Here is a 25,981-nt window from a genome sequence, read left to right on the forward strand (position 1 = left end):
GCGCCAATTTTGGCGCAGTAGTCGAATGCTTTCTCGGATAATCAGTGTCGAGAGGTGGCGGATGCGACCTCCCGCGGTGGCGTTATCTGTCATATCGGCAGCACGACCGAACTGACGAATTCGTTGCGTAACCAGCCGATGAACATGCCCCACACGCCGGTGACCAGTGCGAGCCCGACAGCGACGAGCATTATTCCGCCGACAATCTGGATCGTCCGTGAATGGCGTTTGAGCCATCCGACGCCGCGGAGTGCTTTCGCCGACCCGAACGCAAGCACGATGAACGGCAGTCCCAATCCCAGACAGTAGGCGACAATCAGTATCACGCCTCGCGCTGCTGTCGTGCCTTCAGTTCCGGCCGCCACCGAAATAACTCCGGCGAGAGTGGGGCCGAGACATGGTGTCCAGCCCAACGCGAACACGCCCCCCAACAAGGGCGCGCCGGCAAGGGAGGAGATACGCCGCGGGGCGAACCGTGTGTCTTTTTGCAAGGCCGGAATGAAGCCGATGAAGGTCAACCCCATCACGATGGTGATCACACCACCCACCCGTTGGAGCAGGTCTTCGTTGATGCGCAGGGTGCCGATCACGCCGAACACCGACGCGGTGGCGAGCACGAACACCACCGTGAATCCGGCAACGAACATGGTTGCCGCGCCGGTAACCCGCCATCTGCCTGTGGGCTGTGCATTCTCGCCGCCGGGGATCGCTGCCGGAGAATCAGCTCCCGAAATGCCGGCCAGATACGACAGATATCCGGGAACGAGCGGCACCACACACGGCGATGCGAAAGACACCAGACCGGCAAGAATGCACGCTGCTACGGCGAGCAGTAACGGGCCGCTCGAGGCGGCGGTCTGGAAGCTGGAGCCGACACCTTGGGCGAGTTCGTTCACCGCTCGGCCGCCACGCGCTCGATGACCGGTTGCAGATCCTCGGTGAGAAGTGCGCGAAGAAACACAGCGGCGACGCGCTGTCTGCGATCCAACACCAAGGTGGAGGGAATCACGCTTGTCGGATAGTTTCCGCCGAGCGCTGTCAAAGTTCTCATCGACGGGTCGTAGATCGAGGGGTAGCTGACGTTGTTGTCGACGACGAAGTCCTGGGCCTTGTCTCGTTGAGGATCTCGAACGTTGATCCCGAGAAACTGAACACCGAGACTTTCGGTTGCTTCGTACGCGCGCTCGAGATCGTCGGCCTCGGACCGGCACGGGGCGCACCATTGCCCCCACAGATTGATCACGACGACCTGACCGGCGTAATCAGTGAGTGAAATATCGCTACCGTCGGCCATGAGGTCAGGTCCGGCCAATACACCGATCATGTTTCGCGATTCGGGCGGGTCGTACAAAATATCGGTTTGTCCTCCCGGTGACACGAAATCGAAATTCGCACCCGAAGCGACTGCATCGGTGCCGGTTGCACATCCACTCGCGGCGACGACGATCGCAGTGAGAATAGCGACCAGTGGGAGGATGCGGGTCGGTTTTCCGAGTACGCGTTGTCTCGATTTGCGAGGGAGTGCGGGGGCATTCATTTCATCAACTCACTTACAGCGGAGCGTATTTGGTCAGTGTTTTCGAAAACCATGGGGGTTGTAATCTGTTCGACGGACCCGTCTTGTTGGACGAGAAAGCTCAGCGGCAGAACTGGCGGCGCCGATAGCGCAATTCCGATGTCGTCGACCGCAGCGAACGAGGGATAGTGCACGCCTGCAGCGGTGAGAAGCGCTAGTGCTGTGGACATGTCGTCCTGGACGTTGATCCCGACTACTCGGATGGAGCCCGGAGTACCTGCATAGTCATTCAGGACCGGGATTTCCGATCGGCACGGCCCGCACCACGAGGCCCAGAGGTTGATCAGGGTCGGCTCCCCGGACAGCGCTGCACCGAGGTCGACCACAGTATTCTCGCCAAGACACGTCGCTTTGATTCCCAGGAGTTCTCCTCCTGCGGGCGGTACTGCCGGGGCCACAGGACAGGGAACCGCTGCTGCCGCGGACTTCGAGGAAAACCCCGAGTCGACGCGATCTTCATCTGCCTGGGCGGCCGGAGGCACTTGAGGCCGGGTCGAGGAATGGGTCTCGGTTGACGTTGATCGAGGCCAGATCGCCACGACGAGAAGACCGATCACAACCAGGAAGAGCAGGAACCACCGAGACTGTGCCTGCATGCACTTCCTCCAAGCGTGGTGCGGTGAACCGGGACAACACTGAACTACTATTGTGCATAGTAGACATATGGTTCGTTCTGTCGTCCCCGCCAACCAGAGGCGGGATCCGAACCCGAGAATCGAGCATCGTGAAACGCCAGTCCGCTCCGAAGGGCCGTATCAATCCACCAGTCAGCCCAGAAATTGCGGCACTGGGTGCCCATCAAGCACCGCAGACGCGCGTGGCGCGGATCAACCGTGTAGCACGGTCAAAGCTCGTGCGTCTGGTGATGTACTACACCGCGGTTCGACTCGCCCTAATCGCCGGCCTCGCAGTGATCATCATGGGAATCAACGCCATACTCGAACTCGAAATCCCCGGTGTGTTAGCACTGTTCGGGGCGGTGCTGCTCGGATTCGCCATCTCTGCGATCGCGTTCCGGTCATTGCGCCGCCGGATCAATGAAGAAGTGATGGTCGTAGATGAAAAACGGCGTGCAATGCGTACCCGGTGAAGGGTTCCCTCCGGTTAGGTGCGCGTGAAAGCTCCAGTAACGAAAATGCCCAGCATCGGTGCCACAACCTGTCTTTTTTGGACGTATGACCGCTCAAAGCTGCCTTCCTGGGTGATGCCGAGGGCGCGCGATCATGCATTGATTGGCATTGGGATGAAGATGTCAGGTGACGGGATCAGGTGCGGAGTCGGCGGTATCCGTGGTGGTCTCGAGTTTCGGAATCGGTACAAGCTGCGGGATCAGGCGGACGAGACTCGAGCAGGCGCAGTACGGAGGACCGTTGAGTCAGCTCGCCCTTGTGAGGAACCCCGGGGCTGCTGCTGGAGACGACCCTGTTGGGACCACCGGTGGGTGGCCGATACTTTCACTCATCGCCCTCTACATCAGCTGTGGGCGCAGCCATACCGAACGCACCCCTCAGTGCAGCAACGGTAGGAGCGCCACCGACCTCGCCCGTGGAATCTCGATAGAGCCTGCATGACACGTTGGGGACCTGGTCCGGTTCGGCAAACGGATCGCGGCCGTCGACGAGCAACGTCGGCGATCCGGTCATGCCCGCAAGCCTTGCGGATCGAGGATCGTCGACGATTACGTGGCGCAGTTCCCAATCGATGGACTCCTCCGCGAGAACGTGCTCGATCCGTTGTTCGAGGAGCTGCACGTTCGGGCAGTCCGGGACTTGCAAAATTTCAAGGTGCATCATGGTGTTCCTCCGTCGGCGTGTGGTTTCGAGTATGCGGCAGTGCAGGACAGCTCGCGGTAAACGAAACCCAGGACTGGTAGGTCTGCATTTTCTCGGCAAGATCGTCAGGTATCGGCATCGGTGTCATAAGACCGGCACGAGTTCGTTCGGTGTTGCCCTCCGGATAGCGGCCCAGTGCGGATCCCGGGGCGGCGACGACGATGATGCGAAGAACCTGCCCGACGGCTTCGCGGCAGTCACGCTGATGTAAGGCCAGGGGAGCATGGCGAGGTGGTTTGTGTGGCCATGGACAGGGCTGGGAGAGGACATGTGTGCGTTCGAGGTGATGCCAACGCTGGGTGTCATCGCTGGTGCGGCCGGCTGCGGTCCTCTTTGCGGGCCCAAACGCGACGGCGCTGTGTCGGTCGTGCAAGCGATGCGCTTCGTGTAGACACTGCGCAATTGTGCGAGCATTCGGTTCATCGGATGCAGAGCCGGCGGCAGGTGCTGCAGGTCTTCGCCCATCAGAGCAACATCGGCGGTCTCGATGGCCACGTCGGAACCCATCGCGCCCATGGCAATGCCCAAGTCGGCGGTGGCCAGGGCGGGGGCGTCGTTGACACCGTCCCCGACCATTGCCGTCGGGCGGCTCGCACGCAAGGTTTCCACGATCCGTGCCTTGTCCTCCGGGCGCAGGTCGGCGTGCACGTCGTCGATCCCGACGTCGGCGGCCAGCGCCTGGGCGGTGCGTTCGTTGTCGCCGGTGAGCATCGCGACGGTATATCCGCCGCGTCGTAGCCCGGCGATCACCTCATGTGCTTCCGGTCGGAGCTCGTCTCGTACGGCGACTGCCCCGATGACGGTTCCGGCGCGCTCGATCCACGCCACGAGTTCCCGAGACCTCTCACCGATGGCGTGGCCGCCGCACCCGGACTGAGTCGTCTCGACGGATGCGCCGACGTGTGCGTCGGCTACCCAGAAAGCGGTACCTCGCCTGGGCACTCGACGACCCGGACGGCCCACCCCCTCGGGTGGGCGCCCGAGAGGAGCGAACGGCCTACCCGAGCGTATACCCCCAGGGGTACTTGCATACCCCCCTGGGTATATGCAACAGTGGGTAGACGCTCGTCAGAAAGGACTGTCTATGTGTTACTCCGTCCCGTGCCCGATATGCGACAAGATCGCGTGGGCAGGTTGCGATCGACATGTCGACGACGTCACGAAGGATGTTTCACGGCCTCGGCAGTGCACCTGCTCTGCTGAGACCGTTGGTCCTATCGATCGGCGCCAGCGCCTCGCGATCGCTGTTTCGCCGCCAATCCCGGTCGCGAGTGCAAGGGCCTAACCTTCCAATTGGGTCAGGTTTACCGAGGTCTAGCTCGCTCATTTGAATACCCCCGCCCGTATTTTAGGAGAAGTTATGTCTGTGCCCGACACCGTGACGGCCACCGGTCGTGACGATCGTGATCGCGTATCTACACCCGGCATACTCGGACGCCTGGGAAGCGCGATGGTCGCACGCCGCCGATGGGTGTTCGGTGTCTGGCTGATCGCGCTTGTCGCGCTCGGATCTGCAGCGCCGTCGGTTTTTTCGTCACTGGCGGGTGCTGGGTGGCAAGCCAACGGATCCGAATCGGTCCAGGTCCGTGAACTCGCGCAACAGCATTTCGGCGGGAACTCCTCGGCCGCGGTTCAGGTGGTGGTCCATTCGGACACCGCGTCGATCGACGATCCCACCGTGCAGCAGAGACTCATCGACGTCACAGCTGTGTTCGACGGTGACACCCGGTTCGGTGCCGTCATCGCCCCACAGCCTGGTATGACCATCAGCCCCGACGGCCACACCGGCATCCTCATCGCCGGCGCCAACGCAAACACGGACGACATGGTCAAAGCCGTCGACGATGTCAAAGACGAGCTGACCGCACTCTCCGGCGACGGTATCGAGGTCTATCCCACCGGATCCTCCGCGTTGTGGTCCGACTTCAACAAAGCCAACCACGATGCGATGATTCAGGCTGAACTATTCTCTTGGCCAGTCACTTTGGCGATCATGGTGCTCGCATTCGGCTCCCTCGTCGCTGCCGGGCTGCCGCTGTTGCTCACAGTGGCCGGACTCGTCGCCTCCGCCGGCGGTTTGGTGCTGCTCAACGAGGTCACACCGATCTCGGTATGGGCGATGAATTTCGCGATGATGTTCGCCCTCGCTCTCGGCATCGACTACGCCTTGTTCATCGTCGCCCGCTTCCGCGACGCCCTCCGTACGGCCGATCCACGAGCAGCCGTTGCCGAAACCATGGACACCGCAGGCAAAGCGGTGATCCTGTCCGGACTTACCGTCCTGGTCAGCCTCTCGGCAGTGCTGCTCGTTCCCGCACCGGCCGTGCGCACCATGGCCGTAGGCATCATGCTGGCCGTCACGTTCGTTCTGATCGCCACCATGACACTTCTTCCGGCCACGCTGGGCGCACTCGGCCCCAAGGTCAACGCAGCATCCCTGCCTTACGCGAAACGCCAACAGCACCGATCCCCGAAGTTCGCTGCGTGGGGCGAATTGCTTCACAAGTACCCATGGCCGTTCGCGCTGGTCTCCGTCGGCATCCTCGTCGCCCTGGCCTTACCTGTCCTGGGACTGAAGGTGGCAATGCCGTCCATCGCTGTCGTTCCCGACGATGCGCCCGTTCGGCAAGGTTACGAGTTGGTTCAGGCCCAGTTCGGTGACGGGGCACCCGGCGCGCTGCAGATAGTTGTCCCGTCTTCCGATGCGGCTGCTACCGCCGCGGCAGCGAGCAGCGTCGACGGGATCTCGATGGTCACCCCGCCCACACCATCAACAGACGATTCGAACTACACACTGCTGCAAGCGTTTCCTGCCGTGGACCCTTCCGCAGAGGCCATGGGCACGATCCTCGGTGACCTACGCGCACAACTACCGGAGTCCGCGCTCGTCGGCGGCGCGCCAGCGGAGAACCTCGACCTGCAGCAAGCCCTGAACGACTACCTACCGTTGGTTATCGGGATCATCCTCGCCCTCGGCTTCATCCTGCTGCTCGTCGCTCTGCAGGCACCACTGATCGCGATCCTCGGCACCGCCGTCAGTTTGCTGTCGACCGCCGCAGCGTTCGGGGTTGCGAAGCTGATCTTCCAAGACGGACACGGATCGTCGCTGCTCGGCTTCACCCCTCAAGGTTTCCTCGACGGCTGGGGGCCGGTGTTCTTCTTCGCGATGATCTTTGCCATCGCCATGGACTACACCGTGTTCCTGCTCGCCACCGCGAAAGAACACTACGAGAAGACCGGGGACCCGAAGGCTGCTCAGGTTGACGGCCTCGCGCACTCCGGACGCGTCATCTTCGCCGCTGCGGCGGTCATGGTCGCCGTGTTCTTCACCTTCGCGCTCTCCGATCCGCTCCCACCCAAGGAAATGGGCATCATCCTCGGCGTCGCGGTGTTGCTCGACGCCTTCCTGATCAGGCTGATCCTGCTCCCGGTCCTGCTCCGGCTGAGCGGTCACGCTGCATGGTGGGCACCGGGCTGGCTGCGCAGAATGTTGCCGTCGATCCGCTTCTCGCACTGACCATTACAACACCTCACGGAGGAATCATGACCGATCCGAACATCACGCATTCGAGCACGTCTGCCGGGTGGCCGATCGAACGTATCGTCCCCGCACTGGCCGCCGGCGTCACCGCCACGGGCCTGACCCTCGGCGAACTCCACGCACCACGGTGGAGGCTGCTCAGCGCCTTCGCCGCCGCGAACCTCGCCCTCTACGCCGCGGTCGGCTGGTGCCCGGCAAGTGCGCTTCTCACCAGAGCGGGCGTACCAAGTCTTCGCCACCCCCGAAGCGGATAGGCACACAATTGCCGCAGTTCGACGAACGGAAGGAATTCTCCACCATGACCATCGCACTCTCGACCACCTTGACCGACACCGACTTCGAGACGGCGGTCACCGCCACCAAAGCAGCACTGTCCGAGCAAGGCTTCGGTGTGCTGACCGAAATTGACATGCAGGCCACCCTGAAAGCCAAACTTGGCACAGACATGGAGAAGTATCTGATCCTAGGCGCGTGCAATCCCACGCTTGCACACCGCGCCGTAGGAATCGTGCGTGAGATCGGCCTGCTACTGCCCTGCAACGTCGTCGTCCGTGCCGACACCACCGCCGGATCGGTCATCGTCGAGGCGATGAACCCGGACCTCATGGTCCAAGTGACGGGCGAACCAGCACTGTCAGATGTCGCGGCCGAGGCCACCACCAAACTCCAAGCCGCCCTGGACACGCTCGGCAGTCGGGATGCAGTGCGCAGTTGATGACGTTGACCCTGGCGCTGGCGCTCGGCCTCACCGTCGGAATCCTGCTCGGTCTCCTCGGAGGCGGTGGATCGATCCTCGCTGTCCCGATCCTCGTGTACGCCCTCGGGTTCCCCCTGCCGGAGGCGATACCGACTTCGCTGTTGGTGATCGGTGTCGCCTCCGCGGTCGGGGTCATCTCCAAGGTGCGGGCGCGGCTCATCGAATGGCGACTCGCGGCAATCTTCGCCGCCACCGGAGTCCTCGGCACCCTGGCCGGCACTGCCCTTGGCAAGCATCTACCTGAAACTGCCGTGATGATCGGCTTTGCGATCGTCATGATCCTCGCGGGGGCACGCATGCTGCGCAGCCCCGACAATCCCGGAACCGCCTGCAGGACGAGCAATTCCGGGATCAACTGGCGCCGATGCGCACCTCGGTCCATACCGACCGGATTCGGCGTCGGTGTCCTTACCGGACTGTTCGGCGTCGGCGGGGGCTTCTTGATCATCCCCGCATTGGTTCTGCTGCTGGGAATCGAGATGAGTGTCGCCGTCGGAACCTCTTTGGTGGTCATCGTCGCCAACTCCGCCGCCGGACTCATCGCTCAGGCCGACGGCCTCGGTGGAAACTGGCCCTTGACGGCAGCGTTCGCAGGTTCAGCCATTGCGGGTTCGTTGGTGGCCGGACGATTCGGTACACGCATCGCCACGGACTCACTTCGGCAGTGGTTCGCCTACCTGGTGTTTGTCGTGGCAGGTTACGTCCTCATCGACACTCTCGTTCTCGGATGATCTACCGTGCACCCCGTTGGATGCCCCCGGGGGTAATCTGGCAATTTCTGGCATCATCATGCATCTGAAGGAGACCCCATGATCGGCGACGAAGACAGCATCGCATTGGTCCTCAACCGCCTCCGCCGCGCACACGGCCAACTCTCGGGAGTGATCGGCATGATCGAGAACGGACGCGATTGCAAAGACGTTGTCACCCAGCTCGCCGCTGTTTCCAGGGCCCTCGACAAAGCGGGCTTCAAGATCGTCGCTACCGGTCTCCGAGAGTGTATGACAGGCGAAGCGGCAGACAACAAAGAACCCATGACCGAAGCAGAACTGGAAAAGCTCTTCCTGGCGCTGGCCTGAACGCCCGCTTCACATCAGGAACGAGGCCGACCGACAACATGTAGGAGCTCCCCATGAGCACGACCGACCCGGACATCGCCATCATTGAAACTTCCAGCCTCGGCGACCGCAGCTATCTGATCAGCCACGACGGTATCGCCGTGGTGATCGATCCACAACGCGACATCGACCGCGTCCGGGCGCTGGCAGCAGAAAAGAACGCTGTCATCACCCACGTGCTGGAAACTCACATCCACAACGACTACGTCACTGGCGGCCTGGAACTTGCGCGCGCCACGGGTGCCGAATACGTCGTCCCGGACGGCGATCCGGTCGAATACGAGCGCCGAGCAGTCGTCGACGGCGATGTCGTCGACGCGGGATCGACGACGTTCGAGGTCATGCACACCCCAGGGCATACTCATCACCACGTCAGTTACGTTCTGCACCGGCGCGGCGAGCCGATCGCAATCTTCACCGGCGGCTCCATGCTCTACGGGTCCACCGGGCGTACTGACCTGCTCGGCTCCGAGCACACTGATGAACTGACCCACGCGCAGTACCATTCGGTCCGCCGCATCGCGGCCGAACTGGCCGCTGAGGTGGAGGTCTACCCCACACATGGGTTCGGTAGCTTCTGTGCCGCAACTCCGACCAGCGGGGACTCATCCACCATCGGTGAACAGCAGCAGTCCAACCCCGCACTGACTCAGGACGAACACACCTATGTCGACGAGCTGATCGCGGGCCTGTCTGCATATCCCGCGTACTACGCCCATATGGGCGTCATCAACACCAAAGGGCCGGCCCCGATCGACCTGTCCATGCCCGAGCCCGTCGATCCAGACGAACTACGTCGCCGCATCGACGCCGGGCAATGGGTCGTTGACCTACGAGCACGCACCGCTTTCGCCGCCGGCCACGTCGATGGCTCTCTCGGGTTCGAACTGTCGACCAGCTTCGTCACCTATCTCGGATGGCTTTATCAGTGGGGCGTGCCGTTGACGCTGATCGGTGAAACAACCGACCAGATCGCCGAGGCGACCCGCGAGCTGGCTCGGATCGGCATCGACAGTCCCTCCGGATCCGCCGTCGGTGAGATTCACTCGCTCGTCGGCGACGGAAAGGTCCGCTCCTACGATGTATCCGACTTCGCCGGACTCGCGGCGGCCACCGGCGAACGTGAGATAAGCGTCCTCGATGCGCGTCAACAGTCCGAGTACGCGGACAGCCACCTTCCTGGTGCCGTGAACATCCCCCTCCACGAGCTACCACACCGACTCGAGGAAGTTTCCGCGGCCGAAGTGTGGGTGCACTGCGCATCCGGTTACCGCGCATCGATCGCCGCTTCACTTCTCGACCGCGAACACCGCACAGTGGTCCTCATCGACGATGACTACGAGCATGCCGTGCAGCTCGGTCTCCACACATCGCCCGCCTGACGAATGCGCCGCCGCTGCGCAAGCCGCACGATGCGAGTGGTTCACGGGGCTGATCTCCCCGATTTCAGCAAACGGCCATCGGATAATTCCGACAGAGGGCAGGAAGCCCAACCCCTGCCCGTGCCGACGTCCGAGAAGGCGGCCACCGCTGGTCCAACGATCATTCGGGCGCCGTCCGAGTTTGTCGTTCTGCCAATTCGCACTGGATCTTCCGCTCGCCTTTGCTTCGGTGGCCGGACCGTTGTGACGCGCCATGCACGGCTCCGGCCGGGATGCGGTGCGCGGAGTCGCAGACATCCGAGTGCCCCGGCGACCGCGAGGAGCCGGGACGGATCAAGGTGCCACCGTGCCAGCAGTGTCGGTCATGCCGCGGCGGCGATCAGGCGGCCGATCACACCGGATTCGAGCAGGATGATGACGCCCAGCCCGATGAAGACTGTGGGCACGAGCCAGTGCTCGACGCGCTCGAGGGTGTCGATGACCTTCTTGTGGGTGCCGAGCATTCTGCCGGCGGCGCACCAGAGTCCGACACAGATCAGGAACACGGCGATGGTAACGATGGTCTGGGGCGCACCGAGAGTGCGGAAGACCGGGGTGTAGACGGCGATGTTGTCGGCGCCGTTGGCGATGGTGATGGCGGCGACGCTGATCGTCCCGGCCGCGAGGACTACGGGTTCACCGTCTCCGTCGCTGCGTAAGCCCTGGATCAGTCCCCAGATTCCTAGCGACAGGGGAAGTAACCCGAGTAGTCCAACCCAGTCCTCGGGCACGATCACCAACCCGAGGGCGGCGACCACACTGATCGCGACGAGGGTGATCAGGCCGAGGTACTGGCCGGCAACGATCTGCCATGCCCGCGGCCGTCCTTGACTGGCGGAGGCGACGAACAGGACGGTCAGTACGACGATGTCGTCGATGTTGGTGCCGGCGAACATCGCTACCGCCGCGGCGATGGTGCCGATCATCCTCGCATCCGGCGGCTGCCGCGGCGCGGCCTGATCTCGGGTATTGCTGTCATTTCGAACTCTCCTGTGCGGGCGGGGGATCGGCCGGGTCGTGGGTGGACTCAAAGATCAGTGATGCGACGAGCAGCACGACGCCGCAGGTGATGTAGGTGTCGGCGAGGTTGAAGGTGGGCCACCAGCCGGTGTGGAAATAGTCGGTGACCTTTCCGTCGACGGCACGATCGATCACGTTGGCGGCAGCTCCGGCGAGGATCGCCGACCAACCCACCGTCCCCACCAGTGAAGCGGTGGGGACGGTGCGCCAGGCGTAAATTCCGACGCCGAGAGTGATGGCGGCGGTGACCGCGAGGATGATCCAGGCCGGAAGCTGTTGGCCGATGCTGAACGCGACACCGCTGTTGTACGCCAACTTCAGTTGCAGCAATCCCATATCGACGGTGCGTGCACCGGAAAGGGTACGGCGCGCAACGGGTTCGGCCGACAGTGCGATCGCGATGAGAGCGAGACCGACGACCACGAGAATCACCCGCCGCGTGCTACCTGTGCGGATTGATCGAGCCGCTAATTCGCTCACGTGCGGGCCTCGACCTTCCCCGCCGGTGCGGGTACCGATCCGGTGGGGAAGGCTTGCGCGCGGCCGGCCCGGACACCGTTGGCGATGACCACGATCTCAGCGACCTCGTGCACCAGGACCACGGCGGCCAGGCCGAGAACCCCGAACAAGGCCAACGGCATCAGAACGGTGATGATCGCCAGCGACAGTCCGACGTTCTGCAACATGATGGTCCGGGAGCGGCGCGCGTGCGCCAACGCCTGCGGCAGGTGCCGCAGGTCCTCACCCATCAGAGCAACATCGGCGGTCTCGATGGCCACGTCGGAACCCATCGCGCCCATGGCAATGCCCAAGTCGGCGGTGGCCAGGGCGGGGGCGTCGTTGACACCGTCCCCGACCATTGCCGTCGGGCGGCTCGCACGCAAGGTTTCCACGATCCGTGCCTTGTCCTCCGGGCGCAGGTCGGCGTGCACGTCGTCGATCCCGACGTCGGCGGCCAGCGCCTGGGCGGTGCGTTCGTTGTCGCCGGTGAGCATCGCGACGGTGTACCCGCCGCGTCGTAGCCCGGCAACCACCTCACGTGCTTCCGGTCGGAGCTCGTCACGGACGGCGACCGCCCCGATGACCGTTCCGGCGCGCTCGATCAGCACCGCAGTGGCGCCGGCATGCTGCATCCGCTCGATATCCCCTGCCAGCGGACCCGGGTCGATCCAGCCCGGTCGACCGAGGCGCACAGGTATGCCGTCGATGGCCCCGGTCAGGCCCGCCCCTGTGACCGCGTCCACGTCGTCGGCGGGTGCGTAGTCGTCGACGGCGGCGAGAATCGCGCGAGCGAGAGGGTGCTCGCTGCGCGCCTCCAACGCTGCGGCCACCGCGAGAACGTCCTCGCGGCTGGCGCCGTCCGCCGTGGCCACATCGATCACGGCAGGCTGGTTGCGGGTGAGGGTGCCGGTCTTGTCCAACGCAACGGTGCGGATCCGGCCGAGGGCCTCGAGTGCACCGCCGCCCTTGACCAGGACACCGAGCTTGGACGCCGCACCGATCGCGGCGACAACGGTGACAGGGATCGCGATGGCCAGCGCACACGGGGAGGCGGCGACCAGCACCACCAGGGCGCGTTCGATCCACACCAGCGGATCGCCGAGCACACTGCCGACCGCGGCGATAACTGCGGCGACGATCATCACACCTGGAACCAGCGGTTTGGCGATCTTGTCGGCGAGGCGTTGCGCCTCGCCCTTGCGGGACTGCTCGGCCTCGACGATCCGCACGATTTTGGCCAGCGAATTGTCCTGCGCATCTGCGGTGACCTCGACTTCGAGGACGCCGGTGCCGTTGATCGATCCTGCGAACACCTCGTTGCCGGGACCGGCTTCGACGGGCACCGATTCACCGGTAATCGCGGAGGTGTCCAGAGCGGTGCGTCCGGTGCGGATGACCCCGTCGGTGGCGATCCGTTCCCCAGGCTTGACGACCATGAGCTCGCCGAGCTGGAGTTCGGAGGGCGGAACGGTTTCCTCGCGGCCGCCGCGGAGAACTGTCGCGGTGGCCGGCACCAGAGACAGCAAGGCCCGCAGGCCCCGGCGAGTGCGGGTGACCGCATACTCTTCGAGTCCCTCGCTGATCGCGAACAAGAACGCGAGCATGGCCGCTTCGCCCACCTCACCGAGCAGTACCGCGCCGACAGCCGCGATCGTCATCAGGGTGCCGACCCCGATCTTGCCCTTGACCAGGCGTGCGAGAGTGGACGGGACGAACGTGTAACCGGAAATGAGCAGGGCGCCCACCTCGAGACCGAGCCCGAGAGCATCCGGCCCACCGGCCAGGCCCACTATCAGCGCCGCGATCAGCAGCACGCCCGCAGCTGCAGCCGCCCGGATCTCGGTAACCTGCCACCACTTTTCGGGCCCGTGTTCTTCCTCGCCTTCGACGCGGGGTTCGTCGTGACCGCAACCGCATGCGTCACTCACGGCTATCTCCGATGGCGGTGCCGTAATTCGGGCACAAGGCAACCGCGTTCCCCGTCGCGGCAAGCAGCGTCTCCGCCGAGGCGAGTAGGTCCATCAATTCCGGCCGGGCCAGCGAGTAGAACACCTGCCGACCTTCCGGTCTGCCGTCGACCAAACCGCAATCACGTAGGCATGCAACATGTGCGGACACCGTCGACTGGGCGAGGCCGAGTTCACCGATCAAATCCGCAACCCGCGCCTCTCCTTCGGCGAGACGGCGCACGATCGACAACCGGGTGCCGTCCGAGAGACTGTGGAACAGTGCCACTGCCGCATCCAGGCTCGACCCGCTGCCGGTTGCGGCGAGGCATCCAGGCTCGTTATTCATCGTCATACGACGATGATAGCAATATTGGACGATTCCAGGAAGGGTGGACGCACTGGACTTGAAGTAGATGCGGTACGTCAGCCGAACGGTGGCCGGCCGACGTACCTCACCAGGAATGGCGAAGTGACATCTGTAGTTTGCGAGTTGCTCGCCACGGCATCACATGGGGGGACAGCAAGGACCCATCGCTCGACACAGCCAGTCGCACAACATCTCCAGTGGATTCATTTCATTCACCTCCTTCTGAGTGTTCATCGCCAGCGCGGCGACGAACGGTCCGAGTCACCTGCGGTTCCCGAACGTCATCCATAATGGACATTCCAGTGCGATGGAAGGTCAAGGATCTCGTGAAAATTGGTGAACTGGCCGCTCGAAGTGGCGTTGCCCCGAAAACGCTGCGTTTCTACGAGGACAGTGGGGTGATTCCCGTCCCGGTCCGAAAGTCCAACGGCTACCGGGACTACGGTCCGGAATCTCTTGCGCGTTTGCGGTTCGTCCGCAGCGCCCAGTCTGCAGGTTTCACCTTGCGAGAGATCCGCGAGATCCTCACCACCCATGACCGCGGGGCGGCTCCTTGTGAACAGGTCGTGGAGATGCTCTCGGAGCATCTTTCCCAGGTTCGTGGCAAGATCCGCGAACTTGCCACGCTCGAAACAAACCTTGTTGCTTTGCTGAGTCGAGCGGAAGGTGAGATTCCGTCGGAAGCCGACGATGTCGGTGTGTGCTGGATCCTGGAATCCGAGTCTCAGGAAGGTGTTGCCGAATCGTGAAATTGATTGCGGCCATGCATCCCTTCCTATTTCAGCAGGTTCGGCGCTCTGCAACGTGATGAGGTGCGCGAAGCGGTTGTAGTGGTGTTGTCGGTGTATTGATCAGTCAGGTACGGAAGTAGCGGCAGTGGGTGAATCCCGTTCGAATGCATTCCTCAGGGCAGTCACAGTGGGAGCGCCACCGACCGCGCCCACGGCGTCGCGGTAGAGCCTGCAGGACACGCTTGGCACCTGATCCGGTTCGGCAAAGGGGTCGTGGCCGTCAACGAGCAACGTCGGAGATCCCGCCATGCCCGCAAGTTCCGCTGATCGAGGATCTTCGATGATCACGTGGCGCAGTTCCCATTCGATCGGCACGCCTGAAAGAGCGTGCTCGATTCGTTGTTCGAGGAGCGGCACGTTAGGGCAGTCCGGGACCTGCAGAATTTCGAGATGCATCATGGTCGTCCTTTGTCGGTGTGCAGTGTCTGGAGCATGGGGCAGTGCCGGTCCGCTCGCGGTCGCGCGCAGGTGGACGCGAACTCGGTCAGCGAGGCCCGCATGCGTTGCAGATCTCGGATCTTTTCGCCGAACTCGGTGATCTTCGTCTGCGCCAGTCGCCGAGCGGTGTCGCAATCGTCCGGTCCGCCGCCGGCGAGATGGAGAAGTTCGTTGATTTCGTCGAGGCTGAAGCCGTGTTCTTGGGCGCGTTTGACGAACCGGACAATTTCGACAGTTTCGTCCGGATATGAGCGGTATCCCGAGGTGGATCGCGGCGGGTGCTGCAGGAGTCCGCGCCGTTCGTAGTACCGCAACGTCTGTACGTTCACCCCGGCGAGGGTGGCCAGTTCACTGCTACGCATGTCGCCATTGTGAACCCGGTACCCGGCTACGGAGTCAAGTCGTCTCTCGTCGGCGGAAATTCATCTGAGGTTGGTTGCGCGTTATTTCGATATCTGTCAATATCGAAGCATGTCGAATCAAGATGGGGCGGAGGCCGGCGCTTGCTGCTCGCCGCTCGTCCGTGAACCGTTGACCGAGGATTGGGCCGGCGACCTGGCGCGGATGTTCAAAGCCCTCGGCGATCCCGTCCGCTTGCGCCTGCTGAGCTTGGTGGCAAGTCACGAGGGTGGTGAAGCCTGCGTCTGCGACATCTCGGATACGTTCGACCTGTCTCAGCCGACTATCTCGCATCACCTCAAGGTGCTGCGACAGGCCGGGCTGCTCGACTGTGAACGCCGCGGGACCTGGGTGTACTACTGGGTTATTCCGGCTGCGCTGCAACAGCTTTCCGCCGTGCTCCTGGTCGAAGGTACGAGCGTGAGTGTCGCGGACGCGTGCGCAGAGGTCACCGCATGAGCAACACCGCTGCCACCACCGAACACCCCGAAGTCGTCGGAAAACTCTCCACCCTCGACCGCTATCTTGCGGTCTGGATCGGCGTGGCCATGGTCGTCGGCCTGTTGGTTGGACGCTGGATCCCCGGTGTGAACACTGCCCTGGAGAAGGTGCAGATCGACGGCATCTCCCTGCCGATCGCCCTCGGCCTGCTGATCATGATGTACCCGGTGTTGGCGAAGGTCCGCTACGACCGCCTCGACACAGTCACCGGGGACAAGAAACTCCTCGCCGGCTCCCTGTTCCTGAACTGGGTTCTCGGCCCGGCGCTGATGTTCGCCCTCGCCTGGCTGTTTCTGCCCGACCTGCCGGAATACCGAACCGGTTTGATCATCGTCGGTATCGCTCGCTGCATCGCGATGGTGATCATCTGGAACGACCTGGCGTGCGGAGACCGCGAAGCCGCCGCGGTGCTGGTCGCCATCAACTCGGTGTTCCAGGTGATCATGTTCGCCGTGCTCGGTTGGTTCTACCTCTCGGTCCTGCCCGGGTGGCTCGGCCTCGAACAGACCACCATCGACACCTCGCCCTGGCAGATTGCGAAATCGGTCCTGATCTTTCTCGGTATCCCGCTGCTGGCAGGTTTTCTGTCCCGCTTCTTCGGTGAACGCGCCAAAGGCCGCGACTGGTATGACACCAAGTTCATCCCCAAGATCAGCCCCTGGGCGCTCTACGGTCTGCTGTTCACCATCGTCGTGCTCTTCTCGATGCAGGGCGAACAGATCACCTCCCAGCCCTGGGATGTCGTCCGGATCGCGTTGCCGCTGCTGGCGTACTTCGCGCTCATGTGGGGCGGAGGCTACATCCTCGGCGCCGCAATCGGATTGGGCTATGAACGCACGACGACCCTGGCGTTCACCGCAGCGGGCAACAACTTCGAACTCGCGATCGCCGTAGCCATCGCCACCTACGGCGCCACCTCGGGGCAAGCTCTTGCCGGTGTTGTCGGCCCGCTGATCGAGGTACCGGTGCTCGTCGGGCTGGTCTATGTCTCCCTTGCTCTACGCAAACGCTTTGCCGTCAAAGAGGTTTCACCCGCACCCACCGCTACGTAAGTCACCTACAACTCTTCGGGAGTCATGATGAACGAGCACCGCGCCCAGCCCGATCTCCTCTCACCGCAGGCCGTTCTCTCGCGCACCGCGCACGACTTGGCGGCGAAGTACGTCGGAGTGTTCTCCGCGCAAACCGTCGAACGCTATGTCTTCGAGTCCTACACGGCGCTGCGCCGGACCGCGAAGATCCACACTCATCTCACCTCGCTCGCGGCGCGGTTCGCCGCCGACCGCCTCACCGCTTTGGCCCAGTCCAGCGGAGCACTCGCCAAGGACGTGCCCGAAGTTCTGTTCGTGTGTGTGCACAACGCGGGGCGGTCGCAGATGGCGGCGGCACTACTCGATTACCACGCCCGTGGCCGCGTTCATGTGCGCTCAGCCGGATCCGCGCCGGTCCACGAGATCAACCCCGCCGTCACCGCGGCGATGGCCGAGATCGGGATCGATCTGGCCGACGGGTTCCCGAAACCGCTCACCGATGATGTGGTCGCCGCGGCGGACTGTGTCGTCTCGATGGGCTGCGGTGATGCGTGCGTCGTCTACCCGGGGAAGAGGTACCTCGACTGGGCTCTCGACGATCCGGACGGGCAACCCCTCGAGGTGGTGCGGGCAATCCGCGACGACCTCGATGCACGGGTGATCGCGCTGCTCACCGAACTGACCACACCCGTCGCCGTCTGACCGACCTCTTACTTCCGTCTTCGAAGGGAACCTTCATCCTCATGACCAGCAAGCCCAGCGTCCTGTTCGTCTGTGTCCACAACGCCGGCCGATCGCAGATGGCCGCCGGATTCCTCAGCCACCTCGCCGGCGACGCCATCGAGGTCCGCTCCGCCGGATCCGCCCCCGCGAACACCATCAACTCCGCCGCAGTCGAAGCGATGGCCGAACTCGGAATCGACATCTCCGCCCAGACCCCGAAGATCCTCACCACCGACGCCGTGCAGGACTCCGATGTCGTGATCACGATGGGCTGCGGCGACACCTGCCCGATTTTCCCCGGCAAGAGCTACCGCGACTGGGTCCTCGACGATCCGGCCGGCAAAGGCATCGATGCGGTTCGCCCGATCCGCGACGAGATCAAGACTCGCGTACAAGCCCTGATCAGCGAACTCACCGCCCCGTCGGTATCGCGCTGACCGCCCACGCTTCCCGTATTCGATCCCGTGAAAGAGACACTATGACCATCCCGTCCGCGGTCCATGACGTCATCATTGTCGGTTCCGGACCGGCCGGCTACACCGCTGGTGTCTACACCGCGCGTGCTGAGCTCGCGCCCCTCCTCTTCGAGGGAACCCAGTTCGGTGGCGCCCTCATGACCACCACCGAAGTCGAAAACTTCCCCGGATTCCGCGAAGGAATCATGGGCCCCGATCTGATGGAACAGATGCGCGAGCAGGCACTGCGCTTCGACACCGACATCCGCACCGAGGACGTCGAGGAGATCGATCTGAGCAAGCCGATCAAGACCGTCGTCGCGAACGGCGAAACCTACGCCGCGCACGCGATCATCCTCGCCATGGGCGCGGCAGCCCGCTACCTGGGCATTCCCGGTGAAGAACGCCTCCTCGGCCGCGGCGTCAGCGCCTGCGCCACCTGCGACGGTTTCTTCTTCCGCGACCAGGACATCGTCGTGGTCGGCGGCGGTGACTCCGCCATGGAAGAAGCAACCTTCCTCACCCGCTTCGCCCGCAGCGTTACCCTCGTGCACCGCCGCGAAGAGTTCCGGGCCTCGCGCATCATGCTCGAGCGCGCCAAGGCGAACGAGAAGATCCGATTCCTCGTCAACACCGAACCCCTCGAAGTCCTGGGCGAGAACAGCGTCACCGGACTGAAGGTCCGTGACACCGTTACGGGCGAGACGTCCACCCTCGACATCACGGGCATGTTCGTCGCCATCGGCCACGATCCGCGCAGTGAACTCGTCAAGGGCCAGGTCGATCTCGACGACGCCGGCTACGTCCGCGTCGCCCCGGGCTCCACCGCCACCTCCGTCGACGGTGTTTTCGCGGCCGGCGACCTGGTCGATCACACGTACCGTCAGGCGATCACCGCTGCCGGCACCGGATGCTCCGCTGCGATCGACGCCGAACGCTGGCTTGCCGATCGTGGCGACATCACCGCCAACACCCTCGACGCAGCGGGCCATGCCGTCGATGTCGTCGGCGCCCCCTGACAATCGAACCCAGAGACAGGAATTTTCGATGAGTACACCGTCAGTGCTGTTCGTGTGCGTCAAGAACGGCGGAAAATCCCAGATGGCCGCCGGCCTCATGCGCAAAGCCGCCGGCGACCAGGTGGACGTGTACTCCGCCGGCACCAAACCCGGCGACGCGGTCAACGCCCTGTCCGCCGAAACCCTCCTCGAAGTCGGGGTGGACATCACCGGACAAACTCCGACGCTGATCGATCCGCAACTCGTGCGCGATGTCGACCTCGTCGTCACCCTGGGCAACGAAGCGAAGGTCGACTCCGTCGCCGGCACCGACTTCGAGAACTGGGACACCGACGAGCCGTCCGAACGCGGCATCGACGGAATCGAACGAATGCGCCTGGTCCGCGACGACATCGCCGCCCGCGTCGACGCACTCGCCGATCGTCTGACCACGCCCTGACACCTCGATCAGCGCAGCCGCACAATCGAAATCCTGGATGAGGAAAGGACACTCGTGAGTTCACAGATGCCGATCTCCACCGACGTGGTCGTGATCGGAGGTGGTCAAGCCGGAATGGCAGCCGGGTACTACCTGCGCCGCACCGGGCGCGACTTCGTGATCCTCGACGCCGAAACATCGCCCGGTGGATCGTGGCAGCACTACTGGGACTCACTGCACCTGTTCTCACCCGCCGGGTACTCCTCACTGCCCGGTTGGCCGATGCCGGCATGGAGCCCGGGTTTCCCGCCCGCCTCACATGTCGCGGAGTACCTCACCGCCTACGAGACCCGATACGACCTGCCGGTGCAGCGCCCGGTCCGAGTCACCTCGGTAACCCGGTCCGGCGGTGGGTATCTCGTCGAATCCGATCGCGGCAGCTGGTTCGCGCGGGCTGTCGTTAACACCACCGGTACGTGGCGCCAACCGTTCTGGCCGATCTACCCCGGTATCCGCGAGTTCACCGGCACCCAAATCCATACCACCAGCTACAAATCGCCGGCACCGTTCGCCGGTAGCAAGGTTGCTGTCGTCGGCGGCGGAAACTCTGCTGCGCAGATCGTCGCCGAAGTCTCCACCGTCGCCGAGACACTCTGGTTGACGACGCGGGAACCACGATTCCTGCCCGACGACGTCGACGGCCGGGTCCTTTTCGACGTCGCGCGTGAACATGCCCGTGAAATCGCAGCTGGCGAAACCGATTCCGGTGGCATCGCCGGACTCGGCGACATCGTGATGGTGCCGCCGGTCAAAGCCGCCCGCGACCGCGGCGTGATGGTGGCGCACCCGATGTTCGACCGACTCACCGCCACCGGACTGGTCTTCGGCGATCACGTCGAACCGGTGGACGTGATCATCTGGTGCACCGGATTCCGTCCGGTACTGCGGCATCTGCAGTCCCTCGGATTACGGGATGCCGAGACCGGGCGCATCGACATGGACGGAGCGCACGTCGCCGGCGAACCCGGATTGATTTTCCTCGGGTACGGCGACTGGACCGGACCCGCATCGGCCACCATCATCGGTGTCGGCCGCACTGCCCGCGACGCCATCGCAGCACTCGACGACGAAGTCTTTGCTCTCCCCGTCAACTGAGCTAGACCACACCCAACAACTAGAGGACATCGCCATGAGCACCATCGAAGTATTCGAACCCGCCCTGTGCTGCAACACCGGAGTCTGCGGCGACGACGTCGACCAGGCACTGATCACCTTCACCGCCGACCTCGACTGGGTCGCGGGCAACGGCGGCACCATCACGCGCCACAACCTCGCCAATGACCCCCTCGCTTTCGCCGGAAACGACACCGTCGCCGCATTTCTCAAGCTGTCCGGCTCGGAAGGGCTCCCGTTGGCGCTCGTCGACGGAGTCACCGCGCTGACCGGCAAATATCCCACCCGCAGCCAACTTGCGAAATGGGCCGGCCTCACCGAACCCGCCGCCGCAGAGGCGCCGGCCGGGATCATGATGCTCGGACTCTCCGACACCTCGGCATGCTGCGCCACCGACGACGCCGACTCCACCACCTGCTGCTGAAAGCACCCACGAACGCTATGAAGTTCCTCAACGACGCGCCCCGATTCCTGTTCTTCACCGGCAAGGGAGGTGTCGGCAAAACGTCCATCGCCTGCGCGAGTGCAATAACCCTCGCCCGTGCGGGGAAGAAAGTGCTGCTCGTGAGCACCGATCCCGCCTCGAACGTCGGGCAGGTGTTCGGGGTGAGCATCGGCAACACCATCACCGACATCCCCGCAGCGCCCGGACTGTCGGCACTCGAGATCGACCCGGAACAAGCCGCCGCCGCCTATCGTGAGCGCATCATCGGCCCCGTGCGCGGGCTGCTCCCGGACAAGGACATCGCTGCGATCGCCGAGCAGCTCTCCGGGTCCTGCACCACCGAAATCGCGTCGTTCAACGAGTTCACCGGACTGCTCTCCGGCCAAGACGACATCACCGCCGCCTTCGACCACGTCCTCTTCGACACCGCCCCGACCGGGCACACCATCCGGCTGCTTCAACTCCCCGGATCGTGGACCGAGTTCCTCGACGACGGCAAAGGCGACGCATCATGCCTGGGGCCGCTGTCCGGGCTCGACAAGCAGCGCGCCATCTACGCCGACGCCGTCGCTGCGCTCGCCGATCCGCAGCGGACCCGCCTCGTCCTGGTCTCACGTGCCCAGCGCTCGACGCTCGCCGAAATCACCCGCACCCACCGCGAACTCGCCGACATCGGACTGACCCACCAACACGTCGTCATCAACGGAGTTCTCCCCGAACCCGCCGACGACACCGATCCACTCGAGACCGCGATCCACCGACGCGAGCAAGCTGCGATCGCCGCCCTGCCAGACGAATTGGCGCAACTGCCCACCGATCAGGTCCCACTCAAAGCGGCCAACATCGTCGGTATCGACGCACTCGAGGGCCTCTTCATCCCCGACACCGGCGCGGTAGCTGCACCGCCGGCTGCAGCCCCGCAGCCGCTCAGCGCTCCGCTCTCGGCCCTGATCGACGAACTCGACACAGACGATCACGGCCTCATCATGTGCATGGGCAAAGGCGGAGTGGGAAAGACCACCATCGCCGCCGCGATCGCTGTCGCCCTCGCCGGCCGTGGACATCAGGTGCATCTGACCACCACCGACCCCGCCGCGCACCTCACGGACACTCTCGGCGGAGAACTCGACAACCTCCAGGTCTCCCGTATCGACCCCGCGGAAGCCACCGAGCAGTACCGCAACCGCGTCCTGACCACCAAGGGCAAGAACCTCGACGAACGAGGCCGCGCCAACCTCGCCGAAGACCTCCGATCGCCGTGCACGGAGGAAGTGGCGGTCTTCCAAGCATTTTCGCGAGTCATCCACGAATCGAGCCGCAAATTTGTCGTCGTGGACACGGCCCCGACCGGTCACACGCTGTTGCTGCTCGATGCGACCGGCTCGTATCACCGCGAGATCGCCCGCCAGATGGGGGAGAACACGAACTTCACGACACCGTTGATGCGACTTCAGGACCCACAGGCCACGAAGGTCCTGCTCGTGACCCTCGCGGAAACCACACCGGTGCTCGAAGCTGCTGGTTTGCAAGCGGATCTGCAGCGTGCGGGAATTGAGCCTTGGGCGTGGGTGGTCAACAATTCCCTCGCTGCTGCCGAACCGACCTCGCCGCTTCTGCAGCAGCGTGCGGCGGGTGAGATCACCGAGATCGACAGCATTACACGCCGATACAGTCAGCGAACGGCGATCGTTCCGATGCTTGCCGAAGAACCCGTCGGCACAACCGCATTGACGGCTTTGTGTAAGGCCTAGCCATCCCGCGACAGAGACGAATCGGCTCGGTGAGCAATGACCAGTCTCGAAGACGTTGACGCGCTGCTGAATTCGGTCCCTGAATCGCACCTCGAACCTTACGAAGTCGGAACCGCGGTCAACTCGCCCCGCAACAACACCCCGGAGCTTCTCAATCCAGTCTGACCGCAGCTTCTCGCTTGGCGCCGAAGACCCGGCACAGTGATAGGGGAGGGGACATGTCGTTTCCTATGGTCAATGCACATTTCTTGGCGGTATCGGGCAGTAGTCGGACTATCGCCAGCGGTGACGACACCGCCCCCTGTGCTTTCAGGTTTCGGACCCGAGTTTGCTCGGGTCGGCCGATGCGGAGTTCATGGCTCGGTCGCGGGTAGAGAAGCTGTCGGCTGTGCTGCCTGGTGGTCCTGGGCGGCCGTTCGGCGCATCGTTTGGCGTTCTGACCTGGGGTGATGACATGTCCCCATTCTTTGTGGTGGATGGGTGCCGGCGTCTGCCGAGGGTGGGTTGTGGTGTCTAGTCGCAGGGGAGTGTCTGCCAGGTCGGTTACGGTACGGCGCATGCACAGTGACGAGGAGATGGCGCGGCTGGTGGCCGCGGTTCGCGAGCTGGACCCCAAGCCCCGGGAGCGGCGGTGGGTGAGCGTGAGCTTCTGCGTGCTCGACGCCGTCTACAGCATCGGTGCTCACTACGACAATCATGTTGTGCCGGTGGTCGAGCGGGTCGCAGCGGACTTCGAGGTGCAGTCGCCGTCAGTGCAGATGTCGGTGCCGGAGACAGCAGATCCGGTCCCGCTCGACGTGTTCCTCGACCGCTACACGTCGGTGGAAGCATTGTTGGACACGACGAAGAACCGACAGAACACCTCGACCCGCGGCGGAATACGCAAAGCCGACGCGGCACTCCGGTATGCGACGGTGCTGCACGAGCACGGCGTGCTCACCCTCAACGATGCCCGCCGACTACTGACCGACACAGTCCGGCTCGACGCGGTCGAAGCCGCGCTGCGACAGGTACCCGGTGAGGGCAGTGCGGGTGTGCGCCGCGGCTATCTGTGGATGCTGATCGGGGACCAGGACACAGTCAAACCCGATCGGATGGTGTTGCGGTGGCTTGCTCGCCACGGCGCGGAGACGACACCGGATTCTGCGCGTCTGCTTCTACGGAACATCGCTCGGGCACTGACCACGGAGACGGGTCGCGTGGTGACTGCGTGGGAAATCGACCACGCCATCTGGCGGGCCGCACGCTCCGGACACTGACGGCGTCGGGGCTGCATACTGCCCGTATGAGTGATCGTGTCGACGAAGAATTGGCGATGCTGTCTGATGTCTGCCGATACCTACGCTCGGTGGAAGGGCAGGACTTTTCGGTCTCGACGGCGGTTGTGGATCGGGTCCTCGACGAACGCAACGAAACCCGGATCCGTTAGACCGGAGTGAGAGCGGGGCAGCGGGTCCGCCCGATCTTGCGACTGCTCGATGGCGATCTGACTGAGGGTCAAGTGTGCGTGCGGCCGGCGATGAGGGGGACGTGTCATCGTCCCTGTTCAAGGTAGCTATTTGAGGGTTCCCGCCGCATACCCCCAGAAGGTGATTAACCCGTTGAAGAAGTCCGGGTTCAGGATGTTCTGGCCGCGCCGAGCGTTTCGTTGTCTGTCAGCCCGTGCCGATGTTGGCGACGAGTCGTATGGCGACGTCCTCGGAGTTGGTTCCGCGGCGCGTTTCGGCGACGCCACCGGCGTTCGGCCGGGTCGTTGAACATCAGGAAGCGAGCATATGACGCCTCGTGAGGTGGCTATGTGCGGAAGCCGTGTGGTTGGTCGCGTGCGAGTTCCGGTTCGAACGGTGTGAACCAGTCTGCGGGGTCGAGGTTGACTCCGTCCGAGATGGGTTCCGGCCAGAACAGTGTCAGCACGTCGTGGTCCTGGAAGAGGTAGTCGAGTGGGCCGTCCCAGTCGTCGTCGTCCTTGTATGGAGGAAGATCCGCGATGTCGTCGATGAACCGGTCTGCTGGCATGGCTGTGCGGGCAGCTCCGATGATCAGATGGAGCGCCATTTCCTCACCGGTACAGCGAGGTTCGGGATCGAGCTCCGCAGCTGCATCGGCGGAAAGATCGTCGAACGCCCTGGCCATTGTTTGTCGCCACGTCGCATCCTGGGTCCAGGTGCATTCCGGAAGCTCCGCGAGCACCATGCATCCGGAACCTGGTTGGACCGCGAGATCGCCGAGCATGTGAACGTCGGCGAGCACTGCATCCGCCAACTCCGACGCTACCCGCGAAACGATGTGACACTGGCGTGGTGTCAACGTCGGAGCATCCGGATCGAAGGTGTCGTCGTAGTCGTCGTCAGGGGTCGGGACCAGGTGCATGCCTCGCAGACTAGACCGCGTCCTGTTGTTTCGTTGGGCCACACAGCATTTATCTCTTACGGGGTAGAAGCGTTCGCGAGAGCGTCGCCGAGTTGGTCGGATGCTCGATGCCGAACGCCGGAAGATTCGCGTGGCCCCCTGAGCTACGGATCAGAAGGCGCAGCACTGACGCGGTCTGAGGGTAGATCGACCGGTTCGGGTGGTCGCAGGTTGTTGCTGCCCAGAATCTCGGTGTCACCCAGCGGCTGTCGGATCTTTATCGCGGCAAGTTGAGTAAGTTCTCGCTCGATGCCTTGGTCAATCTGGGTAGCAAGGTCGGTGTGCACGTCGGAGTGCATGTCGACACCGATGCCTAACCGATCACTGACGTGCGCCCGGTGCATGA

General features: G+C 63.6%; 31 protein-coding genes and 3 pseudogenes. 21 read left to right on the forward strand and 13 right to left on the reverse strand.

Annotated elements, in window-relative coordinates; translation table 11 throughout:
• Positions 1–89: 89 nt before the first annotated feature.
• The 3 genes from M0639_RS33190 to M0639_RS33200 are packed head-to-tail and all read right to left on the reverse strand — an operon-like array spanning position 90 to position 2,172.
• Positions 90–896, reverse strand: a complete 807-nt coding sequence (locus M0639_RS33190; RefSeq protein WP_020971555.1) for a cytochrome c biogenesis CcdA family protein — start codon at positions 894–896, stop codon at positions 90–92.
• On the reverse strand, positions 893–1,537 hold the full coding sequence (locus M0639_RS33195) for a TlpA disulfide reductase family protein (protein WP_003944594.1): 645 nt from the start codon (positions 1,535–1,537) through the stop codon (positions 893–895). Before M0639_RS33195 ends, M0639_RS33190 begins: the two co-directional genes overlap by 4 nt.
• On the reverse strand, positions 1,534–2,172 hold the full coding sequence (locus M0639_RS33200) for a TlpA family protein disulfide reductase (protein ID WP_003944602.1): 639 nt from the start codon (positions 2,170–2,172) through the stop codon (positions 1,534–1,536). The genes M0639_RS33195 and M0639_RS33200 overlap by 4 nt, the downstream gene beginning before the upstream one ends.
• Before the next feature lie 128 nt (positions 2,173–2,300).
• Here M0639_RS33200 and M0639_RS33205 point away from each other — a divergent pair, with 128 nt between their 5' ends.
• A complete protein-coding gene (locus M0639_RS33205; protein WP_019747393.1) occupies positions 2,301–2,666 on the forward strand; it encodes a DUF4229 domain-containing protein in 366 nt (121 codons plus the stop codon).
• Positions 2,667–3,030: 364 nt separating this feature from the next.
• Here the strand turns inward: M0639_RS33205 and M0639_RS33210 are convergent, their stop codons facing one another.
• The 3 genes and pseudogenes from M0639_RS33210 to M0639_RS33220 all read right to left on the reverse strand — a co-directional run.
• Positions 3,031–3,369, reverse strand: coding sequence for a hypothetical protein (locus M0639_RS33210; RefSeq protein ID WP_003944633.1), 339 nt, complete (start codon positions 3,367–3,369; stop codon positions 3,031–3,033).
• A gap of 91 nt (positions 3,370–3,460) precedes the next feature.
• Positions 3,461–3,781: pseudogene (locus M0639_RS33215) on the reverse strand (DUF3703 domain-containing protein); the annotation flags it as partial.
• Positions 3,782–3,837: 56 nt separating this feature from the next.
• A pseudogene (locus tag M0639_RS33220) lies at positions 3,838–4,224 on the reverse strand (HAD-IC family P-type ATPase); the annotation flags it as partial.
• Positions 4,225–4,768: 544 nt separating this feature from the next.
• Between M0639_RS33220 and M0639_RS33225 the strand changes: the two are divergent.
• The 6 genes from M0639_RS33225 to M0639_RS33250 all read left to right on the forward strand — a co-directional run bounded on the left by M0639_RS33225 (position 4,769) and on the right by M0639_RS33250 (position 10,206).
• Positions 4,769–6,925 (forward strand): MMPL family transporter, encoded by a 2,157-nt coding sequence (locus M0639_RS33225; RefSeq protein WP_064075213.1) that lies wholly within the window; start codon positions 4,769–4,771, stop codon positions 6,923–6,925.
• A 26-nt stretch (positions 6,926–6,951) separates the two neighbouring features.
• Positions 6,952–7,203, forward strand: coding sequence for a YgaP-like transmembrane domain (locus M0639_RS33230; protein ID WP_003944652.1), 252 nt, complete (start codon positions 6,952–6,954; stop codon positions 7,201–7,203).
• A 44-nt stretch (positions 7,204–7,247) separates the two neighbouring features.
• Positions 7,248–7,664: a DUF302 domain-containing protein gene (locus M0639_RS33235; RefSeq protein ID WP_011133463.1), complete on the forward strand. Its 417-nt coding sequence runs from the start codon at positions 7,248–7,250 to the stop codon at positions 7,662–7,664.
• Complete coding sequence (locus M0639_RS33240; protein WP_003944622.1) at positions 7,664–8,437, forward strand: sulfite exporter TauE/SafE family protein; 774 nt, start codon at positions 7,664–7,666, stop codon at positions 8,435–8,437. Before M0639_RS33235 ends, M0639_RS33240 begins: the two co-directional genes overlap by 1 nt.
• Before the next feature lie 78 nt (positions 8,438–8,515).
• The gene (locus tag M0639_RS33245; RefSeq protein ID WP_003944639.1) at positions 8,516–8,785 is read left to right on the forward strand and encodes a metal-sensitive transcriptional regulator; all 270 of its coding nucleotides are present in this window, start codon (positions 8,516–8,518) and stop codon (positions 8,783–8,785) included.
• Between the two features lie 53 nt (positions 8,786–8,838).
• On the forward strand, positions 8,839–10,206 hold the full coding sequence (locus tag M0639_RS33250) for an MBL fold metallo-hydrolase (protein WP_003944677.1): 1,368 nt from the start codon (positions 8,839–8,841) through the stop codon (positions 10,204–10,206).
• 362 nt (positions 10,207–10,568) lie between these two features.
• Here M0639_RS33250 and M0639_RS33255 read toward each other — a convergent pair whose 3' ends face one another.
• From M0639_RS33255 to M0639_RS33270, 4 genes are read right to left on the reverse strand one after another with little or no spacing between them, the layout of a single operon-like run.
• A complete protein-coding gene (locus M0639_RS33255; protein WP_020971550.1) occupies positions 10,569–11,171 on the reverse strand; it encodes a cadmium resistance transporter in 603 nt (200 codons plus the stop codon).
• A gap of 49 nt (positions 11,172–11,220) precedes the next feature.
• A complete protein-coding gene (gene lspA, locus M0639_RS33260) occupies positions 11,221–11,745 on the reverse strand; it encodes a signal peptidase II (protein WP_011133466.1) in 525 nt (174 codons plus the stop codon).
• Positions 11,742–13,694 carry a heavy metal translocating P-type ATPase gene (locus M0639_RS33265; RefSeq protein ID WP_020971549.1) on the reverse strand — a complete coding sequence of 651 codons (1,953 nt, stop codon included), beginning with the start codon at positions 13,692–13,694 and terminating at the stop codon, positions 11,742–11,744. The genes lspA and M0639_RS33265 overlap by 4 nt, the downstream gene beginning before the upstream one ends.
• On the reverse strand, positions 13,687–14,067 hold the full coding sequence (locus tag M0639_RS33270; RefSeq protein WP_011133468.1) for an ArsR/SmtB family transcription factor: 381 nt from the start codon (positions 14,065–14,067) through the stop codon (positions 13,687–13,689). Before M0639_RS33270 ends, M0639_RS33265 begins: the two co-directional genes overlap by 8 nt.
• A gap of 305 nt (positions 14,068–14,372) precedes the next feature.
• Here M0639_RS33270 and M0639_RS33275 point away from each other — a divergent pair, with 305 nt between their 5' ends.
• Positions 14,373–14,831 (forward strand): heavy metal-responsive transcriptional regulator, encoded by a 459-nt coding sequence (locus tag M0639_RS33275; RefSeq protein ID WP_011133469.1) that lies wholly within the window; start codon positions 14,373–14,375, stop codon positions 14,829–14,831.
• A gap of 102 nt (positions 14,832–14,933) precedes the next feature.
• Here the strand turns inward: M0639_RS33275 and M0639_RS33280 are convergent, their stop codons facing one another.
• Positions 14,934–15,272 (reverse strand): hypothetical protein, encoded by a 339-nt coding sequence (locus M0639_RS33280; protein ID WP_020971548.1) that lies wholly within the window; start codon positions 15,270–15,272, stop codon positions 14,934–14,936.
• Positions 15,269–15,673, reverse strand: coding sequence for a MerR family transcriptional regulator (locus M0639_RS33285; protein WP_011133470.1), 405 nt, complete (start codon positions 15,671–15,673; stop codon positions 15,269–15,271). The genes M0639_RS33280 and M0639_RS33285 overlap by 4 nt, the downstream gene beginning before the upstream one ends.
• Positions 15,674–15,782: 109 nt before the next feature.
• On the opposite strand from M0639_RS33285, the gene M0639_RS33290 reads away from it, so the two are divergent.
• From M0639_RS33290 to M0639_RS33345, 12 genes and pseudogenes are all read left to right on the forward strand, one after another.
• Positions 15,783–16,169: an ArsR/SmtB family transcription factor gene (locus tag M0639_RS33290; RefSeq protein ID WP_020971547.1), complete on the forward strand. Its 387-nt coding sequence runs from the start codon at positions 15,783–15,785 to the stop codon at positions 16,167–16,169.
• Entirely contained in the window at positions 16,166–17,263 is a 1,098-nt protein-coding gene (gene arsB, locus M0639_RS33295; protein ID WP_011133472.1) for an ACR3 family arsenite efflux transporter, read from the forward strand. The genes M0639_RS33290 and arsB overlap by 4 nt, the downstream gene beginning before the upstream one ends.
• Positions 17,264–17,287: 24 nt before the next feature.
• Positions 17,288–17,944: an arsenate reductase ArsC gene (locus M0639_RS33300; RefSeq protein ID WP_371335444.1), complete on the forward strand. Its 657-nt coding sequence runs from the start codon at positions 17,288–17,290 to the stop codon at positions 17,942–17,944.
• Positions 17,945–17,985: 41 nt separating this feature from the next.
• The gene (locus tag M0639_RS33305; protein WP_058038023.1) at positions 17,986–18,402 is read left to right on the forward strand and encodes an arsenate reductase ArsC; all 417 of its coding nucleotides are present in this window, start codon (positions 17,986–17,988) and stop codon (positions 18,400–18,402) included.
• Positions 18,403–18,443: 41 nt separating this feature from the next.
• The gene (trxB, locus tag M0639_RS33310; RefSeq protein WP_058038022.1) at positions 18,444–19,439 is read left to right on the forward strand and encodes a thioredoxin-disulfide reductase; all 996 of its coding nucleotides are present in this window, start codon (positions 18,444–18,446) and stop codon (positions 19,437–19,439) included.
• 28 nt (positions 19,440–19,467) lie between these two features.
• Positions 19,468–19,878, forward strand: a complete 411-nt coding sequence (locus tag M0639_RS33315) for an arsenate-mycothiol transferase ArsC (RefSeq protein ID WP_054802002.1) — start codon at positions 19,468–19,470, stop codon at positions 19,876–19,878.
• A 66-nt stretch (positions 19,879–19,944) separates the two neighbouring features.
• Entirely contained in the window at positions 19,945–21,012 is a 1,068-nt protein-coding gene (locus M0639_RS33320; protein WP_058038028.1) for an ArsO family NAD(P)H-dependent flavin-containing monooxygenase, read from the forward strand.
• A gap of 34 nt (positions 21,013–21,046) precedes the next feature.
• The gene (gene arsD / locus M0639_RS33325; protein WP_058038021.1) at positions 21,047–21,454 is read left to right on the forward strand and encodes an arsenite efflux transporter metallochaperone ArsD; all 408 of its coding nucleotides are present in this window, start codon (positions 21,047–21,049) and stop codon (positions 21,452–21,454) included.
• A gap of 17 nt (positions 21,455–21,471) precedes the next feature.
• Complete coding sequence (gene arsA / locus M0639_RS33330; protein WP_064075214.1) at positions 21,472–23,226, forward strand: arsenical pump-driving ATPase; 1,755 nt, start codon at positions 21,472–21,474, stop codon at positions 23,224–23,226.
• Between the two features lie 48 nt (positions 23,227–23,274).
• Positions 23,275–23,391, forward strand: a pseudogene (locus tag M0639_RS33335) (SOS response-associated peptidase); the annotation flags it as partial.
• A 392-nt stretch (positions 23,392–23,783) separates the two neighbouring features.
• Positions 23,784–24,485: a vWA domain-containing protein gene (locus M0639_RS33340; RefSeq protein ID WP_058038019.1), complete on the forward strand. Its 702-nt coding sequence runs from the start codon at positions 23,784–23,786 to the stop codon at positions 24,483–24,485.
• A 26-nt stretch (positions 24,486–24,511) separates the two neighbouring features.
• Positions 24,512–24,655 (forward strand): hypothetical protein, encoded by a 144-nt coding sequence (locus M0639_RS33345; RefSeq protein WP_172827053.1) that lies wholly within the window; start codon positions 24,512–24,514, stop codon positions 24,653–24,655.
• A gap of 365 nt (positions 24,656–25,020) precedes the next feature.
• Here M0639_RS33345 and M0639_RS33350 read toward each other — a convergent pair whose 3' ends face one another.
• Positions 25,021–25,596, reverse strand: coding sequence for a hypothetical protein (locus M0639_RS33350; protein WP_054801997.1), 576 nt, complete (start codon positions 25,594–25,596; stop codon positions 25,021–25,023).
• Between the two features lie 245 nt (positions 25,597–25,841).
• On the opposite strand from M0639_RS33350, the gene M0639_RS33355 reads away from it, so the two are divergent.
• Positions 25,842–25,952 (forward strand): hypothetical protein, encoded by a 111-nt coding sequence (locus M0639_RS33355; protein WP_428481024.1) that lies wholly within the window; start codon positions 25,842–25,844, stop codon positions 25,950–25,952.
• The last annotated feature ends 29 nt before the right edge of the window (positions 25,953–25,981 follow it).

Origin of the sequence: Rhodococcus qingshengii JCM 15477, from assembly GCF_023221595.1 — a bacterium.
GTDB lineage: Bacteria > Actinomycetota > Actinomycetes > Mycobacteriales > Mycobacteriaceae > Rhodococcus_F > Rhodococcus_F qingshengii.